The organism is Microbulbifer zhoushanensis (assembly GCF_021729055.1).
Taxonomy (GTDB): Bacteria; Pseudomonadota; Gammaproteobacteria; order Pseudomonadales; family Cellvibrionaceae; genus Microbulbifer; species Microbulbifer zhoushanensis.
In genome coordinates this window covers 42232-61205 of sequence record NZ_JAJSAO010000006.1, presented here as the reverse complement: position 1 = coordinate 61205, position 18974 = coordinate 42232, and the positions used below count along the sequence as shown (strand labels likewise).

16 protein-coding genes and 1 tRNA gene are annotated in these 18974 nt (G+C 62.7%); 9 read left to right on the top strand and 8 right to left on the bottom strand.

Annotated features, from left to right (window positions below; genetic code table 11):
* Positions 1 to 124: 124 nt before the first annotated feature.
* From LVD10_RS13350 to LVD10_RS13340, 3 genes are all read right to left on the bottom strand, one after another.
* Complete coding sequence (locus LVD10_RS13350) at positions 125 to 1054, bottom strand: hypothetical protein (RefSeq protein WP_237063951.1); 930 nt, start codon at positions 1052 to 1054, stop codon at positions 125 to 127.
* Between the two features lie 21 nt (positions 1055 to 1075).
* Positions 1076 to 1504: a DNA polymerase III subunit chi gene (locus LVD10_RS13345; protein WP_233005900.1), complete on the bottom strand. Its 429-nt coding sequence runs from the start codon at positions 1502 to 1504 to the stop codon at positions 1076 to 1078.
* A gap of 94 nt (positions 1505 to 1598) precedes the next feature.
* Positions 1599 to 3065: a leucyl aminopeptidase gene (locus LVD10_RS13340; RefSeq protein ID WP_233006671.1), complete on the bottom strand. Its 1467-nt coding sequence runs from the start codon at positions 3063 to 3065 to the stop codon at positions 1599 to 1601.
* A gap of 183 nt (positions 3066 to 3248) precedes the next feature.
* Between LVD10_RS13340 and lptF the strand changes: the two genes are divergently transcribed.
* The gene (gene lptF / locus LVD10_RS13335) at positions 3249 to 4406 is read left to right on the top strand and encodes an LPS export ABC transporter permease LptF (protein WP_233005899.1); all 1158 of its coding nucleotides are present in this window, start codon (positions 3249 to 3251) and stop codon (positions 4404 to 4406) included.
* Positions 4396 to 5460, top strand: a complete 1065-nt coding sequence (gene lptG / locus LVD10_RS13330; RefSeq protein WP_237063950.1) for an LPS export ABC transporter permease LptG — start codon at positions 4396 to 4398, stop codon at positions 5458 to 5460. Before lptF ends, lptG begins: the two co-directional genes overlap by 11 nt.
* 103 nt (positions 5461 to 5563) lie before the next feature.
* Here lptG and LVD10_RS13325 read toward each other — a convergent pair whose 3' ends face one another.
* Together LVD10_RS13325 and LVD10_RS13320 are read right to left on the bottom strand one after the other, a co-directional pair.
* Positions 5564 to 6064 (bottom strand): RDD family protein, encoded by a 501-nt coding sequence (locus LVD10_RS13325; RefSeq protein WP_233005897.1) that lies wholly within the window; start codon positions 6062 to 6064, stop codon positions 5564 to 5566.
* Positions 6065 to 6153: 89 nt separating this feature from the next.
* Entirely contained in the window at positions 6154 to 6639 is a 486-nt protein-coding gene (locus tag LVD10_RS13320; RefSeq protein ID WP_237063949.1) for a hypothetical protein, read from the bottom strand.
* Between the two features lie 468 nt (positions 6640 to 7107).
* On the opposite strand from LVD10_RS13320, the gene LVD10_RS13315 reads away from it, so the two are divergent.
* The gene (locus LVD10_RS13315) at positions 7108 to 9885 is read left to right on the top strand and encodes a family 20 glycosylhydrolase (RefSeq protein ID WP_237063948.1); all 2778 of its coding nucleotides are present in this window, start codon (positions 7108 to 7110) and stop codon (positions 9883 to 9885) included.
* A 26-nt stretch (positions 9886 to 9911) separates the two neighbouring features.
* Here the strand turns inward: LVD10_RS13315 and LVD10_RS13310 are convergent, their stop codons facing one another.
* Complete coding sequence (locus LVD10_RS13310; RefSeq protein ID WP_233005894.1) at positions 9912 to 10601, bottom strand: class I SAM-dependent methyltransferase; 690 nt, start codon at positions 10599 to 10601, stop codon at positions 9912 to 9914.
* An 82-nt stretch (positions 10602 to 10683) separates the two neighbouring features.
* Here LVD10_RS13310 and LVD10_RS13305 point away from each other — a divergent pair, with 82 nt between their 5' ends.
* From LVD10_RS13305 to LVD10_RS13285, 5 genes are all read left to right on the top strand, one after another.
* Complete coding sequence (locus LVD10_RS13305; protein ID WP_233005893.1) at positions 10684 to 12315, top strand: GMC family oxidoreductase; 1632 nt, start codon at positions 10684 to 10686, stop codon at positions 12313 to 12315.
* Positions 12312 to 13115, top strand: coding sequence for a putative RNA methyltransferase (locus LVD10_RS13300; protein ID WP_237063947.1), 804 nt, complete (start codon positions 12312 to 12314; stop codon positions 13113 to 13115). The genes LVD10_RS13305 and LVD10_RS13300 overlap by 4 nt, the downstream gene beginning before the upstream one ends.
* Positions 13116 to 13125: 10 nt before the next feature.
* Positions 13126 to 13581, top strand: coding sequence for a tRNA adenosine(34) deaminase TadA (gene tadA / locus LVD10_RS13295; protein ID WP_233005891.1), 456 nt, complete (start codon positions 13126 to 13128; stop codon positions 13579 to 13581).
* A gap of 1 nt (position 13582) precedes the next feature.
* Complete coding sequence (locus tag LVD10_RS13290; RefSeq protein WP_233005890.1) at positions 13583 to 14041, top strand: potassium channel family protein; 459 nt, start codon at positions 13583 to 13585, stop codon at positions 14039 to 14041.
* Between the two features lie 75 nt (positions 14042 to 14116).
* Complete coding sequence (locus LVD10_RS13285) at positions 14117 to 15310, top strand: multidrug effflux MFS transporter (protein WP_233005889.1); 1194 nt, start codon at positions 14117 to 14119, stop codon at positions 15308 to 15310.
* 206 nt (positions 15311 to 15516) lie between these two features.
* Here the strand turns inward: LVD10_RS13285 and LVD10_RS13280 are convergent, their stop codons facing one another.
* Together LVD10_RS13280 and LVD10_RS13275 are read right to left on the bottom strand one after the other, a co-directional pair.
* Positions 15517 to 17115, bottom strand: a complete 1599-nt coding sequence (locus tag LVD10_RS13280) for a phytoene desaturase family protein (RefSeq protein ID WP_305080424.1) — start codon at positions 17113 to 17115, stop codon at positions 15517 to 15519.
* Positions 17116 to 17692: 577 nt separating this feature from the next.
* Positions 17693 to 17779 (bottom strand) — tRNA-Leu (locus LVD10_RS13275).
* 151 nt (positions 17780 to 17930) lie between these two features.
* Between LVD10_RS13275 and queA the strand changes: the two genes are divergently transcribed.
* Positions 17931 to 18971, top strand: a complete 1041-nt coding sequence (gene queA, locus LVD10_RS13270; RefSeq protein ID WP_233005887.1) for a tRNA preQ1(34) S-adenosylmethionine ribosyltransferase-isomerase QueA — start codon at positions 17931 to 17933, stop codon at positions 18969 to 18971.
* The last annotated feature ends 3 nt before the right edge of the window (positions 18972 to 18974 follow it).

Genomic DNA, 18974 nt, shown 5'->3' with positions numbered 1-18974 from the left:
CCAAAAAGGCGGGAATTATACCGCTGGGGCCCGGGCCGGCAAAGTTGCAGGCCCGCCGATCGTATAAAACCGGTGGAGTGCTGCTTGGAACAGCAGCGGAAAAGCAGGTACTCGTGAGGCGGCTTCAGCGCCGGCGCATCAATTCGTCCACCATTATCTCGATGCGCGCGCGCAGTTGGCGCTCCAGCTCGGGTAATTGCCGGGCCACGAGTTTTTCGACCAGCTGCTGGCGTTGCTCCTCCCGCGCCAGGCGCTCGGCGCCAGTTTCACGCCCCGTTGGGTGTTCGGCAGTGCCATCGGGACCCGGCCCGTGCTGGCCAGGTTCGGCGGGGTCTGCCGGGGCTTCATCTGCCACGGGTCGCACGGCAGTGCTGTCGGCGAGAGATGCGGAAGTCGCGGCCGGCTCGTCCTCCGGGATGCTGGCTGCGTCCACAGGCTGGTCGGTGGCTGGCTCGGGGGCGGTGTCTTCCGATCGCGGCACCCGGCCTCCGGTCAGGCGGGCACGGATATGCGCGGGCAGGAAAGGATTTTCCCTGGCCGGGGTCGCGGTATCCTCGCCGAACAGCTCCTGCTGCTGTTCGCTGCCGGCAGGCTTTGCCCGGGGCGGGGTTGTGTCAAGTCCGGACGGTAATGACTCGAGGGGGCGCAGGAGGGCCCGCTCGGTCTCGCTGAGTTCGGTTGAAATGCCCGGCACCGGAGAGGGCGGCACAGCACTACCGGCCGGTTCCTGCCCTTCAGGCTGCGCATCATCTTCAGCCGGTTCTTCGTCCTCCGGAGAGAATAGGGTGGGGAGGTCCGTATCTTCCAGAGGCTGTATCCGGGCGTGGGAACTGGCCGCCGGCCCAGCTGGTGGGGTTACCGGTGCCGGAGCTACAGGTGCAGGGTCTGCAACCTGGTCCAGTAGCGGGATATCGCCGAGCTCTTCACTACCCAGCAGGTCGCGGATGGAGTTGAGCTCGTCCAGCAGTTCCGTGGACTTGCCGCCTTCCCCCTGGTTGCGCTGATGCTGGTGTCGCTGCCCGCGCTGCCTGTTTTTGTTCTTTCGACCGGACATGGTGTGGCGCTGTTGCTTTGGTTAGTTGCTGCCGATTCGGTGGGATTGTAACGGATATCCACGGTCGCGAAAGTGACTGAATCGGGATCGTGAGCGCGCCAGTGAATCCGGTTGCTGCACAACGATTTCTGCCAGGCGTTCGAAGCGGCTGAACCAGGCCGGCACTTCTGTACAAAGATTGATCAGGAGGCCGTGGTGGAGGCCCGGGTCCTCACCGCAATTGATTTCCACTGCGGCCTGCTGCTCACCTGACTGTGGTGCGTGGGGCAGGAAACTGTCCTCGCGGAAGGTCCACAACAGTTCATCCAGCTGTTCGGCCCGGGTGCGGTCATCCACGGCAAGCAGTACCCGCATGCCTGCGCGGAACGCTTTTTCCGCCAGGCGGCAGGCGAACAGGTCGCCCTGCCCGGGCCGGTCGGTAGAGAGGACGTAAAAATCGATGCGGGTCATTACTTTCCGGTTGTCGGGATGGTGCAGGATCTGGGGTTATGGCAACAGGCGGGGGCGTCCCGCCCGGGGACGCTCCCGCCTTTCTGGGCCGGGCTTACTTGCCCAGCAGGTATTCCAGCAGCAGTGGCACCGGGCGGCCAGTGGCCCCCTTGCTGGCGCCGGAGTTCCAGGCGCTGCCGGCGATATCCAGGTGCGCCCAGGTGTAGTCCTCGGCGAAACGGGACAGGAAGCAGGCCGCGGTTACCGAGCCCGCCTCGCGGCCGCCGATATTCTGCATGTCGGCGAAATTGGAATCCAGCATCGACTGGTACTCGTCCCACAGGGGCATCTGCCAGGCGCGGTCGCCGGCGCGCTCCCCGGCCGCGACCAGGGCATCCGCCAGCTCTTCCTTGTTGGCGTACAGGCCGGTGGCGTGGTTGCCCAGTGCGATAACGCAGGCACCGGTCAGGGTGGCGATGTCGATGACCACTTCCGGCTTGAACTTGGCCGCATAGGTCAGCGCGTCACATAGGACCAGGCGTCCCTCGGCGTCGGTATTGAGGATCTCGATGGTCTTTCCGGACATGGAAGTGACCACATCGCCGGGCTTGCTGGCGCGGCCGCTGGGCATATTCTCCGCCGCCGCCACCAGGCCCACCACGTTGATCGATGGCTGCAGCTCCGCGAGGGCATTCATCACGCCGAAGACACTGGCCGCTCCGCACATGTCGAATTTCATTTCATCCATGGCCATGCCGGGCTTGAGGCTGATACCGCCGGTGTCGAAGGTAATGCCCTTGCCCACCAGCACGACAGGCTTGTCGCTGGCCTTGCCGCCTTTGTAGTTCATGGCGATCAAGGCTGGTGGTTCGTCACTGCCCTTGGCCACGCTCATAAATGCGCCCATACCCAGGGACTGCATCTTTTTGGCATCCACCACACTGGTGGTGATTTTTGCGTGTTTTTTCGCCAGTTCCTTGGCCTGCCCGGCCAGGTACATGGGGGTACAGATATTGCCCGGCAGGTTGCCGAGTTCCCGCGCGACGTTGCTGCCGGAGGCCTGCGCTCCACCCAGCGCTGCGCCCTGCTGTGCGGCCTTGAGCTGCTTGCGGTCGGGCACATGCACCTGGAACTTGGCCAGTGGATTGGGTTTGGCCTCGCTCAGGCAGCGGGTGAATTTGTAAGCGGCGAGCCCGGCAGCCAGCGCGAGCTGCTGCGCCTGCCAGCCGATATCGGCGTCGGTTACTTCTGTTTCCGTCAGGTAGCTGGTGGCGTCCTTGAAGCCCTTCACGGCGCCGGCGGCGGCGCGGGCGAGTTTGCGGAACTCTGCCTGGTCAAGAACACCGTCGCCAGTGCGCACCAGCAGGATGCGGTCTGCCTTGCCCTCACTCGGGGTGAGCAGCAGGGTGCTGCCGGGCTTGCTGCCGAGGTCGCCGCGCTTGAGGATGCGGCTGATATAACCACCAGTCTCACCGTCGAGGCTGCTGCCGCTGGCGGTCAGGCGGTTCTTGCTGTCTGCGGGGAGAATTGCGCAGGCGCTGCGCTGCTTGGTGATATCAGAGACCTTGGCGGTGAACTGCATCATTCCTTTCCTTTTACTGAAAACTGGATCAATGTCCCCGAACCGAGACATTGCTTGCGATTTTGGTGATAATGCGCCGCTCAAGTTTAACCCGGTAGCGATTGTAATGCTTAACTGGGTTTGCACTTGTGCAAATTTTGTCCGGCCGTACGCACTGCTGTTACCAAGGAAGCCATTCGTCCTGTGATTATTTTCCGCTATCTCTGCCGCGAGCTGCTTTATGCCACGCTGGCAGTCAGCGCCGTACTGCTGCTGATGGTGATGAGTGGTCGTTTTGTAAAGTACCTTGCTGAGGCGGCTGCCGGAGACCTGTCTGCCAGTATTCTTTTCCCGGTGATGGGTTATCGCCTGCCGGGTTTCCTGGAGGTGCTGCTGCCGATGGGGTTCTTCCTCGGCATCCTGCTCGCCTATGGGCGTCTGTATATCGAGAGTGAGATGACGGTGCTGCACGCCTGTGGTTTCAGTGAGCGGCGCCTGCTTACCTACACCCTGGCGCCCGCATTGCTGGTGGCGCTGGTGGTGGCCTCCATGAGCCTGTACCTGACGCCCACCGGCCTGGAGCGCTCCTCCGGCCTGCTTACCGCCGACAAGTCCCGCAATGAATTCGATCATCTGGTGCCGAGGAAATTTGTCGCTACCGAGGGGGGCAGGGCGGTCTATTACGCCGACTCCCTGAGCGAGGACCGCTCCACCATGAATGAGGTGTTCCTGGCGGAACTGGGCTCCGCCCGGGCACAGACGGAATCCGACTACCAGGTGGTGATTCTTGCCCGCGAGGGAGTACAGCAGATCGACCCGGAGACCGGCCTGCGCTACCTGGTGCTGCGCGACGGATATCGCTATGAGGGTGTGCCGGGGCAGCGCGATTACCGCCTGATGGAATTCTCCAGCTACGAAACCCTGCTGGAGATGCCGCGGCTGCGGGAGCGCGAGAGCGATCGAATCGAAAGTGCCTCCACCCTGGACCTCTGGCGCAGTGATAAACCGGAGGAGCGAGCCAACCTGCACTGGCGCTTCAGCCTGCCGGTGCTGGTGCTGGTGGTGGCGATCCTGGCGGTGCCGCTGAGCCGTACCAATCCGCGCCAGGGCCGCTACCTGAAGATGATCCCGGCAGTGCTGCTGTACATGGTCTACCTCTACAGCCTGATCTGGGTGCGCGGCGCGGTCGAGGACGGAGACATCAGCAATCCTGCAGCCCTGTGGCTGGTGCATCCGCCTTTCCTGGTGCTGGGGCTGCTGCTACTGGGCGGGGGCAGGTTCCGCCGCTGTCCCAGGCGCAGTGGCCTGAAGCCGGGGGAATCCGGTGGAGAAACGCGGGGAGAGACAAGCAATGATGGGTAAGCTGGATCTCTATATTGGCCGCACGGTGGCCGCAGCGATTGCCGGCGTACTGCTGGTCATCCTGGGGCTGGATATGATCTTCGCCTATATCGATGAGCTGCAGGATATCGACGGCAACTACCAGCCGGCGGATGTGGTCCGGTACCTGCTGTGGACGATTCCCGACCGGGCCTACGAATACCTGGGCTTTGCGGCCCTGGTGGGATGCATGATCGGCCTGGGTACGCTGGCAGGTACCAGTGAACTCACCGTGATGCGCGCGGCCGGTGTCTCCATCGGCCGGCTGGCGTGGGCGGTGATGAAGCCGGTGCTGGTCCTGATCCTGCTGGGCCTGGTGCTGGCAGAGTTCGTGATCCCGCACACCAGCCAGACCGCGGAAACACGCAAGGCGGTGGCCCTGGGTGAGTTGCAGCGGGGTGGCCTGGAGCAGGGGCTGTGGCTGCGCGAGGGCGGGGAGTTTGTGCATTTCAATGCCGCGATGCCCGGTGGGGACCTGTACGGTGTGACCCGCTACCGCTTCGGTAGCGACCGGGACCTGGAGCGGGTGACTTTCTCCGAGCGGGGGCAGTTTGCCGACAATCAATGGCAGTTGGTCAATAATCGCTCGACCCGTTTCACCGAGGAGGAGGCGATCGCGGAGACCAGCGAGAAGCAGGGGTGGGAAACCGATATCCTGCCAGAGCTGTTCTCGCTGGTGGTGCCGCTGCCATCGGACCTGTCACCGCGCAACCTGTGGTCCTACGGCAACTTCCTGGACAACAAGGGTGAGGATGCCAGCCGTTACTGGCTGGAGTTCTGGAAGAAACTGTTGCAGCCGCTGACTATTGCCAGCCTGGTGATGGTGGCCATTTCCTTTATCTTCGGTCCCCTGCGGGAGGTTACCACCGGTCTGCGAGTGTTCACCGGGGTGATGGTGGGCATTGTCTTCCAGACCCTGCAGGACATGCTCGGGCCGTCTTCACTGGTGTTTGGCTTCCCGCCGTTTATCGCCGTGCTGGTGCCGATCCTGCTCTGTTTCGGCCTCGGCTGGTTGCTGTTGAAGCGGGCGCGCTAGCCCCGCTGCGCCCTGTAGCAGCTACCCGGGAAGGCCGCGCCGCAGGCGCCTGGATCCGGGGGCGGCCCCGGGAGGCCGAAATCGACCCGTATTATCCCGATCCCTATTTTTTCTTCTTGGGCAGCACGCGCACCTGGGTGCCGGAGAGCAGGTCATGCCAGCTGGCGCGGTCGGCCCGGGTCCAGGACCAGAAGAAACCCGCCCCCAGGGTCACCAGTGACAGCGGTCCCACTAAAGCGCGGATAGCGCACTGGCGCCAGCTCATCTGCACGCCCTCGGGGCTTGCCAGCAGTAGGCGCCAGGCGCGCATGCCAATGGTCTGTCCCGCGGCACGCCAGGACCAGATAAAGTAACCGGCGATTACCGCCAGTACCCCCAGCCGGAACAGTGGTTCGTCGCCACTGACACAGGGGGTGGAGTAATCCTGCGCCCCGGACTGGCAGTCTAGGCCCACCACAGCGGATGCCACCATCAGGGCGATAAAGCCGTAGACCATCAACAGGCCGGCAATGATCAGGCTGTCATAGAGCAGGGCCGCCAGGCGACGGCCGACGCCGGCCAGGGGCAGGTCATTAAAGCTTGCAGGGGGGGTAGGATTGCTCACGGGAGGCTCCGCCAGGTTGGACTGGCGGAGATTCTAACAAACTGCCACGCCTGTGTGCGTTGCGGAATTTCGTGAGCTCCAGGTTGGCTTCAGAACTCGTATTCGAAGCTCACCTTGAACTTGTCGTCCGACAGGCGCACATCGTAATCCATCGACTTGCCAATGCGACCATGGCCGGCGTTGGAGTATCGCAGCAGCGGGTTGGACGAGTTGCGCTTGTTTTGCTCCCGGTACGTATCCCAGCCCATTTTCAGGATCTGGTTGAGCGCCCGGCCACCCATGGTGGGCTTGAACTTGTCCGGATGCGTGTGCATCTGCAGCCACTGGTAATTCAACTGGCGCTGGACGTTGCTCATGGAGTTGTTGCGCAGGTTGTCGGCCGCCTGGTAGAGAGCGGTGTTATCCAGCGCGAAGGCACTGTCGACGAAAAAGGCGTTATCGGCCTGGAGGTTGAGAGCGTGACTGGAATCGGGAATGAAAAGATCGTCGGCGAGGCAGGTAGCTGGGAGCAAAAACAGCCCGAGCACCGCTGTCAGGTGCCTGGAGCTACGGAAACGAGTACTGCAGAGTTCCATTGGATTTACCCCGGGGGTGTCTGTTTTCCTGTACGGTTACTGAACAACCGCTGTAATTATTATGGCTCACCCAGAACAACAAGATGTATCTCACAGAGCCGTCAGCAGTTGCAATGGAAAAGCGTGGACCAATGGGGGTTTTCAGTCAGTTTTTTCTGCAGCCCGCGCCACTACTCACCTCTCACATTGTTGACCAGCCTTGCCTGGCGGTGGGGTGCAAAGCGTCAAAGTTTTTTATTGCGCGGCTATGGCGTCCGGACCTTTTTTATAAAAACTTGATCTAGTTATCATTGCCGCCAGACGCTAAATTCATCAAGTTGCTCGCAAATTGATCAATCCTGGGGCCGCTGAATTGAAAGCCCGGCCCTGAGAGGGCCACAGGAAAACAGCAATCAAAGTTTAGCGCTATTGACAGCGCTGTCTTATTCGCTATCTTGGCCGACAAAGACAATAAGCAATGAGAAGCCCATGGCCACAAAACGACCCGCCAGACTCCTGTCCACGCTGTTTACCTGCCTGCTTGCCGCTTCCTGCAGCGATTCCGGCCGGGGCCCGGCCGCGGATTCGGCGGCGGCGCGCATAGCCGGCAATGTCGAGGTGCAGCAGGCGGTGCTGGTTAACTTCCAGGCCATCGATGCCGACCTGCGCGAGCGCTGCAAGCGGGCCGGGGGCAGTGGCGCAACCTGTTCCACCTATCGCATCTCGCTGACCAATAATGGTCCGGCCATTGCGCCCGGCGAGCGGGACTGGACCCTCTACTTCCACAGCGTCCGCCGGGCACTGGCTGTGTTGAATCGCGACGACCTGGCCCTGGAGCACGTAAAGGGAGACCTGCACCGGCTGCGACCGACACACGGATTCACCGGTCTGGGTGCGGGGGAAACACTGGATATCGACCTGCTGGCGGAGCACTGGCTGCAGGCAGAGTCAGACCTGATGCCGCGTATGTTTGTGGTGGATGGTCAAGGGCAGGCCAGGGTGATCGAGTCCACTGATAGCGATGCGATTGATGCACTGGTGGCACCCATCAACGCCCACCACCAGGACAACTGGAAACGCACCGCCGACGATGCCAATACCCTGGCCAGCGCCGCCAGTCGCTACGAGGAATTTTCCGCCGAGGAGCATGGAGCCGCGGCAGAGTGGCGCCACCGTATTATCCCCCGGGCGCAGGAGACCCGTGTCACCGGTACAGCCGTGGCGATTGATGCGGGCATTACCCTGGATGCAAACGCACTGGCTCCGGCAACCCGCGCCGCGATCGAGGCGCGACTGCAGCAGCTGGGACTGGCCGCCGGCGATAGCGGCGCCTACCCGGTAGCAGTGACTGTCGACCCGGACGTGTTTAGTGAGGGTGCCGGGGAAGAGGGCGTAAGTGGTGCAGGGAGTGTCGCGGGCGCATACCGGCTGGAGACCCGTGCGGATGGCGCCGAGATCGTCGGTTTTGACGTGACGGGGGCTTTTTATGGCGTGCAGTCGCTCCTGGCACTGGCAGATCCCCGCAGCGCAACTTTGCCTACTGTATCAATTGCAGATGGGCCACGGTTCCCGCATCGCGGTATGTTCCTGGATGTGGGGCGCAACTTCCACAGCAAGGCACTGGTGCTGAAACTGCTGGACCAGATGGCCGCGTACAAGCTCAACCGCTTCCACTTCCACCTGTCCGACGACGAGGGCTGGCGGTTGGAAATTCCCGGCTTGCCGGAGCTTACCGAGGTGGGGGCGCGACGCTGCTTCGATCCGGGCGAGACCCGCTGCCTGCTGCCGCAGCTGGGTTCCGGGCCAGGTACTGACAATAATGGCAGCGGCCATTTCACCGTGGACGACTATATCGAGATTGTTCGCTATGCGGCTGCGCGGCATATCGAGGTCATCCCGGAATTTGATATGCCGGCCCACGCCCGTGCGGCTGTCGTGTCGATGGAGGCTCGCTACCAGCGCCTGGCGGATGAGTCGCCTGAGGAGGCCGGCGAGTACCGGCTGGTGGACCCGGAGGACAATACCCGCTACCTGTCAGTACAGTTCTACGATGACAGTTATATCAACCCGTGCATCGATTCCACCTACGCCTTTGTCGGCAAGGTCTTGCGCGAGGTGCAGGCCATGCACGAGCAGGCCGGGCAGCCCCTGCGCAGCTGGCACTTCGGTGGTGATGAGGCGGTCAACATCCTGGCCAGCGATGCCTTTGAGGCGGGCCCCGGAAATGACCTGGGCAAGGGCGATGTACCCGCCGAGTCACGCCGCCAGCCCTGGTCGGGCTCGCCGCGGTGCGAAAAACTGATTGCCAGCGGGGCGGTGGACAGCATCGATGAGCTGGGCGCCTATTACGCACAGCGTGTCAGTGCCCTGGTGGCAGAGGCGGGGATTGAGACTTTTGCGGCGTGGAATGACGGCGTCAAAACCATCGAGGATGCCGGTAGCACCCTGTCCACGGATGATAATTACGCCAATGCCTGGGCACCGTTGTTCTGGGGTGGCGGAGACGAGAGCGTACACTTGGCGGAGGCCGGGTTCGACGTGGTGCAGTCACACTCTGACTTTCTCTATTTTGATATGCCCTACGAGCTGGACCCGGAAGAGAGTGGCTACTACTGGGCGTCGCGGGGCACCGATACACGCAAGACCTTCAGCTACGCACCCCTCAACACCGCACAGCTGGCGGAGATCTCGCTGAACCGCGATGGTGGTTCCTGGTCCGCCACTGCGCCGGCGCCATCCTTCGCCGAGCGGGTGCGCGGTGTGCAGGGACAGCTGTGGAGTGAAGTGGTGCGCACCGATGCGCTGGTGGAGTACATGGTGTTCCCCAGGCTGCTGGCACTGGCAGAACGGGCCTGGCACGGGGCGGAATGGGAGTTGCCCCTGCAGGCCGGGCAAAAGTTCTCCGCCGAATCCTCCCACGTCGATCGCCGGGCGCTGGAAGAGGACTGGCGGGGCTTCGCAACTGTGCTTGGCCATCGCGAGCTACCCAAACTCGACCTGGCCGGTGTGGGTTACCGGGTTCCGGTGCCGGGTGCCGTCGTCAGTGGCGGTGAACTGCGTACCGCGATGCCTTTCCCTGGCCTGCAGCTGGAGTATTTTGACGGCGAGCAGTGGTATCCACTGGCTGCCGGCGAGTCAGTTGACGCCGGGGGCGTCCGGGCTGTGCGCGCACTCAGCGCCGACGGGCGCCGCCAGGGGCGCGCTGCGACCCTGGCAGCTGCCGGGCAACAGGGACAAGACCGGCCACAGGCTGCTGCGGCCGACTGAAGCCCGGCTGGTGGGCCGGGCGGCGGTCACTCGCTGCGACTGCCCACCAGTATCAATGATGCGGGCTGGCCGGTCTCGGGATGTAGCGGTTCGCGCAGCGCCACCCGGTCCAGCCCATTGCGCTGGAATAACTCGACCCAACTTGTGATTGTGCGAAAGTACCAGGGCGCAGGATCAGAAAACCCTGCGCCAAACCCCTTCCAGGACCCGCTGCGCCAGCCATCCCGGTAGGGTTCCCCACCAGTAGTAACAGTCGGGTGCAGGGTCTGCACCACCAGCCGGCCGCGCTGCTTCAGCAGGCCGGGAGCGCTGGCAAACACCTGTTCCACCGACTCCCTGCCCAGCAGGGAGAAGTTACAGGCCAGGGCGTCGAATCGACGTCCCTGGTAGCCGGGCTCCAGCCCTTCGTAGGAGACCTGCCGGTAATTTTCCAGCGGCCCCGCCTGGCGGCGGGCCGCCTCCACCAGTTCCGCGGTGGCATCGATCCCCCAAACCCTTATCCCGTGCGCGGCCAGCGCCCGTCCCAGCCAGCCCTCGCCACAGCCAACGTCGAGCACTGTCCCGGGTTTGCCCTCGAGCAGGGCGGCTACAATTTCTCCATCGGTGACCAGCCTGCGGCTGGCAATCTCACCGGCACCGACAGCCCGGGCCCAGGGCGAGGCGTTGACCTCCCAGCTCTGCAGGATCTTTTTATCGCTGAATTCGGAATCGGTCATGGCAAGCTTTCCATTCGCCTTGGAGAAGGAGCGCGCCAAGTGTACCTTGAAGGTAAAACAGAGAATAAGAGAGAAACAGTAAATGCCCCGCCAGATGATTTTCGATTATGTCATTGTGGGTGCCGGTTCCGCCGGCTGTGTGCTCGCCAACCGCCTCAGTGCCCAGGAACAGAACCGGGTCTGCCTGCTGGAGGCGGGCCGTCGCGATCGTAGCCTGATGATCAGTATTCCCGCCGGCATCAGCTACCTGGTACCGGGCCAGCGTTATAACCTGCACCATCATACGGAGCCCCAGGAACACCTGAACGAACGGCGCCTCCTGTGGCCCCGTGGACGTACCCTGGGCGGTAGCAGTGCCATTAATGCCATGATCTACATACGCGGCAATGGCGCGGATTACGATGCCTGGGAGGCGGCGGGCAACCCCGGCTGGGGGTGGCGCGATATGCTGCCTTATTTCCTGATGGCCGAGGGCAACGAGCGTGGCAGCGATGCACACCACAGCGGCTACGGCCCCCTGGCGGTGTCGGATCTCAAGTGGAAGACCGAGTCCGGTCGTGCTTTCGTGCGCGCGGCGCAGAAAGCCGGGCACCGGCTGAACAGCGATTTCAATGGCTCACAGCAAAATGGGGTGGGGTTCTACCAGGTGACCCAGCGTCGCGGCCGGCGCTGCTCGGCAGCCGCTGCCTACCTGCACCCGGTGATCAACCGCCCCAATCTCAATGTCCATACGGGAGCCCAGGTGGCGCGGCTGCTGTTTCACGGCGACCGGGTCACCGGTGTGGAGCTGCTCGATGGCCGGCGCATCATTGCCAACCGCGAGGTAATCCTGAGTGCCGGGGCCATCCAGTCGCCGCAGATATTACAGCTGTCCGGTATCGGGGATGTGGCCGAGAGCAAACGGCTGGGTATCACACCGCAGGCGCACCTGCCCGGCGTGGGTCGCAACCTCCAGGATCACCTGGACATCACCCAGGTGGTGGAAGCCAATGCGCCGGTGACTTTTTCCAATTCGTTCTGGCCGATAGTGAAAAACGCACTGCGCCTGCCGGAACTGTTACTGCTCAACCGGGGCCCGCTCAGCAGCAATGTTGCCGAGGCGGGCGGTTTCGCCAGTTCCAGCCATGCCGGCGGGCAGCCGGATATCCAGTTCCATTTTTGTGCTGCGCCCCTGTTCCAGCACGGGCTGAAGAAGCCCGGTGGTTATGGGTACTCGCTGCACGCGTGCGGCCTGCGCCCGGCAAGCCGCGGCACAATTTCACTGGTTTCCCGCGACCCGGCGGCGCTGCCGCGTATCCAGCCGAATTACCTGAGTGAGCGCGAGGACCTCGATGTGCTGGTGGAGGGATTCGAAATGGTGCGCGATATTCTCTCCCAGGCGGACCTGCAACGTTACCAGAAACGCTGGTGGAGCCCGGAGGGCGCGCTGGCGACGCGGCGCAAGATCGAGGCATTTATTAGAGAAAACGCGGAAAGTATTTATCACCCCGCCGGCACCTGTAAAATGGGCAGCGATGATATGGCCGTGGTGGACAATGAGCTGCGGGTACGCGGTGTCGGCGGCCTGCGAGTGGTGGATGCATCGGTGATGCCCACGCTGGTGAGCGGCAACACCAATGCGCCGGTCATTGCAATTGCAGAGAAAGCCGCCGATATGATCCTGCAGCGGGAGCCCGCGCAGGCGTACCCAAGTGAGGAAAAAGAGACAGGATGATCTGGTTGTGCCCGGTTTGCCAGTCGGCTATTGAGAACACCCGAGACAGCTGGTGCTGCGCAAACGGCCACAGCTTTGATCGCGCCCGCGAAGGCTACGTGAACCTGCTGCCGGCAAATCGCAAGCGCAGCCGGGAACCGGGCGACTCCGCGGACATGCTGCGGGCGCGTCGCCGCTTCCTGGAGGCGGGCCACTACCGTCCACTGGTTGATGCCATCGCTGCGCTGCTGCCGTATCGCAGTGGGCGCCAGCTGTTGGACATTGGCTCCGGCGAGGGGTTTTACACCCGCCAGCTGCTCCGGGCCGGCTGGCCCGCCGGGGCGCTCGGGGGGCTCGATATCTCCAAGGCGGGTGCACGTATGGCCGCCAAAGCCCAACCGGATATCCAGTATGTGGTGGCCGGCAGCTATGCAATCCCGGTGCAGACCGATAGTGTGGACCAGCTGTTACGGGTGTTTGCCCCGGCGGCGGACAGCGAGCTGAAACGGATTGTGAATCCCGGCGGCACGCTACTCGATGTGGCGCCGGGACCGGTGCATCTCTGGTCGTTGAAGCGCGCGCTGTATGAAGAGCCGCGGGAGCATGCGCCACCGAAACCGGTTGAGGGGTTTGCGCCGGAAGTGGAAATGCGCTGCAGCTTCCGCTTTGTACTGGATGGGACTGCAGCCGTGGCCGACTTCCTCGCCATGACGCCGTTTGCCTGGAAAGGTGACAGCAGCGCCCGCGAGGCACTGGAGCAGCAAGAACGACTGGAGCTGGAAGGCGACTTCGTCCTGCGCCGCCTGGTTGCCAAACCCTGATCGAGAGACAATGGCGACACCGAAAGACTACACATTTATGCAGCACGCCCTGGAGCTCGCCCGCATTGCCGCGGAGCGCGGCGAGGTGCCGGTGGGCGCGCTACTTGTCCGGGATGGGCAGATCATCGGTGAGGGCAGCAACCGCCCCATCGGTAACTGTGACCCCAGCGCCCACGCGGAAATTGTCGCCCTGCGCCGGGCGGCGGAAAAAGAGCAGAACTACCGGCTGCCGAAAACCACCCTGTACGTCACCATCGAGCCCTGCACCATGTGTTTCGGGGCCATGATGCACGCCCGGGTTGCGCGGCTGGTGTATGGCGCCAGTGAGCCCCGTGCGGGTGTGGTGGAGAGCCAGCTGCAACTCGGTGAGGCGGGTTTCTTCAACCATCGCATCGCGGTCGAGGGCGGCGTGATGGCAGAGGAGGCCGCACAGCTGGTGCGGGAATTTTTCCGGGGCAGGCGCTGACATGCTGTACGCCATGTTTATCAATAGTGCCCTGGTGGCAACGGTGGTGGTGATTCACCACGAGGCGCTGAACGGGCTCTTCCGCCTGGGCCAGAGAATCACCGTGCACCGCAACCTGGCCCTGCTGATCGGGGTGTTCGGCGCCCTGATCGCCCATGTGATTGAGATGTGGCTGTTTGCACTGGGATACTACTACATGGTGCATTCAGACCGCTTTGAGATGCTGGAGGGCAATTTCGACGGTTCCCTGCTCGATTGTGCCTACTTTTCCTTCACCACCTACACATCCCTGGGGTTCGGCGATATCGAACCCCACGGCTACGTGCGCTTTACCGCCGGCCTGGAGGCATTGACCGGCCTGGTGATGATTACCTGGACCGCATCCTTCATGTTCCTGAAGATGCAGAAGTACTGGGTCCACCAGGATGACAATTCCCCGGCTGGTCACAAGCGGGGCTAGATGCCGTAACATCGTCAACCGAGTTCCCTCCCGCTGCCGGCGCAGTCCGCAGTCCCGTTGAGCCAAAGAGAGTTTATGAAACCCGGATTTATCAAGATGGCCCTGATCCTGGGCCTGCTCAGCTGTGTCGGTCCGTTTGCGATTGATATGTACCTGCCCGCGCTGCCGCAGATCGCGGCCAGTCTCGATGCGCCGGTGGAAGCGGTGCAGTACACACTGATGTCCTTCTTTGTGGCCTTCGGTGTCTGCCAGCTTTTCTACGGACCGGCGTCGGACATGTTCGGGCGCAAGCCGCCGCTGTATTTTGGCCTGGGGTTGTTCCTGCTGGCCTCCCTGGGGTGCGCCTTCGCGCCCACGATCGACTGGCTGATCGCGCTGCGTTTCCTGCAGGGTGTGGGTGCGGCGGCGGTGATGTCGATCCCGCGGGCGATTATCCGTGACCAGTACACCGGCAACGAGGGCACCCGCCTGATGACCACGGTGATGCTGGTGATCTCCATCTCGCCGATGCTGGCGCCACTGGCGGGTAGTGCGGTAATCGGGTGGCTCGGGTGGCCATCGGTCTTTATTGCCGTAGCCCTGGCCGCGGTGGTGAGCCTGCTGCTGACACGCTGGAGCCTGGAGGAGACCCTGGCACCGGAGAGCCGGGTGCCATTCCGGTTGTCGTCGATGCTGGAAGCCTTTGGCGTGCTGTTCCGTGACCGAACTTATATGGGCCTGACACTGATTGGTGGGCTGGGGATGTCGAGCTTCTTTATCTTTATCTCCACCTCGTCATTCCTGTATACGGAGTTCTACGGATTGACGCCGACCCAGTTCAGCCTGGCCTTTGCCCTGAATGCCCTGGGCTTCTTCACTTCCAGCCAGTTCGCTGCCACCCTTGGCGAGCGCTATGGGCCCCAGCCGGTCGTCAGGGTTGCCGTGGCCGGTTTTGCGGTGGCATCCCTGGTAATGGTCAGCCTGGTCAGTGCCGGGTTCGACAGCTTTGTATTGCTGGTGACCCTGCTGCTGACCGGCAACACCTTCCTGGGCCTCGTGGTACCCACGTCCATGGTGCTGGCCCTGGATGACCACGGCCCCATTGCCGGCACTGCGGCAGCCCTGGGCGGTGCCCTGCAGATGTTGCTGGGTGCGGTGGCGATCGTGCTGGTCAGCCTGGTTTTTGATGGCACACCGGTGGTGCTCGCGGCGAGTATTGCCATATGTTCTGTGCTGGCGGTTATCCTGTCAGTAACAACCCTCCGCCGGGCAGTACCACAAATGGCCTGAACCTGACTTGATCGCGGAAGGTGGAACCTGGGGTAGCTCGTAATTGCAGCTCTCGACAAGCCGAAATGGAAAAGCTTTGACAAATTGGTGGCAGAGTCAAGTGTTCCTGTGTGTGGCATTGAAGCCCCCGGCAGGCACTGCAATTGGTTGTACCGGAGACCGGGTGAATGACTGCCGGAGCCCCCTTTTGTGATGGATTTTGCCAATCAATCCTTCAATATTTCACGGGCCGCATTATGTCCCGGAACCCCGGTTACGCCGCCGCCCGGGTGAGTACCGGAACCGCACAGATAGAGTCCCTTGATCGGGGTGCGGTAGTCGCTGAACCCCATAAACGGGCGATTGCACCAGAGCTGGTCGAGGCCCAGTGCACCGTGGAATATGTCACCGCCCACCAGCCCGAACTTGCGCTCCAGGTCCAGTGGTGAGTGGATCTGCCGGGCTATGATTGCATCGCGGAAGTTGGGGGCATACTCAGTCACCGTGTCGATGATGGTGTCCGCGGCCTGCTCGCGATAGTCGTCCCAGTCCTTGCCGTCCGGCAGCTCCGGTGCGAATTGCTGGCAGAACAGGCTGGCTACGTGCTGCCCTGCAGGCGCCAGGGTGTCGTCGACAGTGGAGGGGATCAACATTTCCACGATGGGCTTTTTCGACCAGCTGAACTGTTTCGCATCCAGGTAGGCCTGTTCCAGGTGCTGCATGGAGGGGCCGATCACGATACCTGCCTGATGGTGTTGCTGGAGTTGGGTCCCGGGGCGGCAGCTGAAGTCGGGCAGTTCGGACAGGGCCACGTTCATGCGGAAGGTGCCCGAGCCCACCTTGAACCCCCGCACCCGGCGGCGGAATTCCGGCTCCAGGTGCTGCTGGTCGAGAAGCTTGCCGAACAACAGTTTCGGGCCCACGTTGGAAACCACTTTGTTTGCATGCAGCACCTCACCGTCGGCGAGTCTGACGCCTTTTGCCTGTCCCCCATCGATAATCACTTCCTCGACTCCGGCTCCGGTAACCACCTCGACGCCGAGGCGCTCTGCCTCTTTCAGCATGGCCTGGGTAATGGCCCCCATGCCGCCGATGGCATGGCCCCACGCGCCCTTTTCGCCATTCACTTCACCGAATACGTGGTGGAGCAATACGTAGGCCGAGCCCGGTGTACTGGGCGCAGCGTAGTTGCCGACAATGGAATCGAATGCGAATGCTGCTTTGACATGATCGTTCTCGAACCAGGCGTCGAGGACGTCGGTGGCGCTCTTGGTGAACAGGTCCAGGGCATCGCGGCGCTGGGCCATGCTGAGTTTTTTCGCGCGCATGCCGAAGCTCCCGGCACGGACCAGGTCAGCCAGCCCGCCACCAACGTTGGGCGGTGTCCGTAGCAGCTCTTCCCTCAGCACGTCGGCGACCGTTTCCAGCATCTCATAGAAAGCGGGCAGGGCGTCGGCGTCCCTCTGGGAGAAGCGGGCTATCTCCGCCCGCGTTTCGGCCGGGCTCTTGTAGAACGACAGGCTGTCGCTGCTCGAAAGCGGAAAGAAGTTGGACTGGGGGCGCAGCTTCACCTGCAGTCCATGTTCGTGCAGGTTCAGGTCCCGGATGATTTTCGGGTTCAGCAGGCTGACCGTGTAGCTGGCCACGGAGTTGCGAAAACCGGGGTGGAATTCTTCGGTGACCGCGGCGCCGCCGACGATGTCGCGGCGCTCCAGTATCGTGACTTGTTTTCCTGCTCTGGCCAGGTAGCAGGCGCACACCAGACCGTTGTGCCCGCCGCCGACAATCAGTATGTCTGTCATTGTTATTCTCTTTACTGCATGGATGTAACGAGGTTATGCCAAAGTTGGCGCAAAAGGGAAGGGGCACCCGGTGGAGGAGGTGGACTGGAGAGTTGACTGCATTGGCATGGCGGGTGTACCCCTGCGCGCACCGCATTGGGGTGTCCCAGCCGCTGGAGTGGTTGGTCGAACCGGAGGGCGGTTCTCGCCGATATTCAGTGGGACTAGAGCCACGGTTTGTCGTCGGGCGAGGATCCTGAAGACCCTCGGCCGGACTAACCAGAAAAGCTGTGGCTTTCTGGCCCTGCGGGCTTCGCAACCTGCGGTTGCTCGTTATTGATTGCGCACCCAGGGTGGAAGGCGATAGGCGCAACCGGTCGAACCGGGGGGCTGCTCTCACCGGCCCGTGGTACTAAAGGAAAAGAGTTCGCGGGGGCAGAGGATTCAGTTTTCTTCAACCGGCCGGACTGATCGCATCGGCGTTGCCGATGCGCCCCTGCGGGCTTCGCTGTCGCTCGTCGTTGATTGCGCCATGGGGCGCAATCGGTCGAACCGAGTGTCGGTTCTCGCCGACGCTCCGATTCCAAACAAAAAAGGCCCGCTATTGCGGGCCTTTTTTGTTTGGTACCAGAGGCCGGACTCGAACCGGCACGGGTTTTACCCCAACGGATTTTGAATCCGTCGTGTCTACCAATTTCACCACTCTGGCAGCGGTTCGGGGCGTGTTGTGCCCGCTTTGCGGGGTGCCCCGGATAGGGGTGTTGATTATAGCGATGGCCGGTTGGGGGTCAACCGGATTTGGCGGTGGCGGGGGATTCCGGTACTCTTCGCGCCACTTCCCAACCACCTAAACTGAAACCATGCGTCGCCAGGATTTTCATTTCGATCTGCCCGATGAGCTGATTGCCCGCGCCCCTGCAGAGGAGCGGCGGGGTAGCCGCCTGTTGTGCCTGGACGGGCCCTCCGGTGCGGTGAGCCACCGCCGCTTTGCCGAGCTGCCCCAGCTGGTGAGGCCGGGGGACCTGTTGGTATTCAATGATACCCGGGTGATTCCCGCGCGCCTCTATGCGCGCAAGGAGACCGGTGGCCGGTTGGAGATCCTGGTGGAGCGGGTGCTCGACGAGTACCGGGTGCTGGCGCATGTCCGTTCCAGTAAGTCGCCCAAGCCCGGCAGCCGCCTGCTGCTGGAGGACGATACGCCGCTGGAGATGGTGGCGCGCCACGAGGCGCTGTTCGAGCTGGAGTTCCCCGGTGAGGGTGTACTGCCGGTGCTGGAGCGGCTGGGGCATATGCCGCTGCCACCCTATATCGACCGTCCCGACGAGGCGTCCGACCGCGAGCGTTATCAGACAGTCTACAGCCGCGAGCCGGGTGCCGTGGCGGCCCCCACCGCCGGGTTGCACTTTGACGATGACATGCTGGATACGCTGCGGGATATGGGCGTGGAGACTGCCTTTGTGACCCTGCATGTGGGGGCGGGGACCTTCCAGCCCGTACGGGTGGACGATATACACGACCACCAGATGCACAGCGAGGTGCTCAATGTACCCGAGTCTGTCTGTCGGGCAGTGGCCGACTGCCGTGCCCGTGGCGGCCGGGTGATTGCCGTGGGCACCACCAGCGTGCGCGCGCTCGAGAGCGCGGCAGGTTCAGGGGAGCTTCGCCCGACGGTAGGTGAGACCTCGATCTTCATTTATCCGGGCTACCGCTTCCGGGTGGTGGACCGGCTGATCACCAACTTCCACCTGCCGGAGTCGACGCTGATGATGCTGGTGAGCGCCTTTGCCGGTTACGAGCAGACCATGAACGCCTACCGGGAGGCGGTGCGGGAGCGCTATCGTTTCTTTAGTTATGGCGATGCCATGCTGATCGAGCGTAATCCCGACGTTAACCCCTGGTAGGGG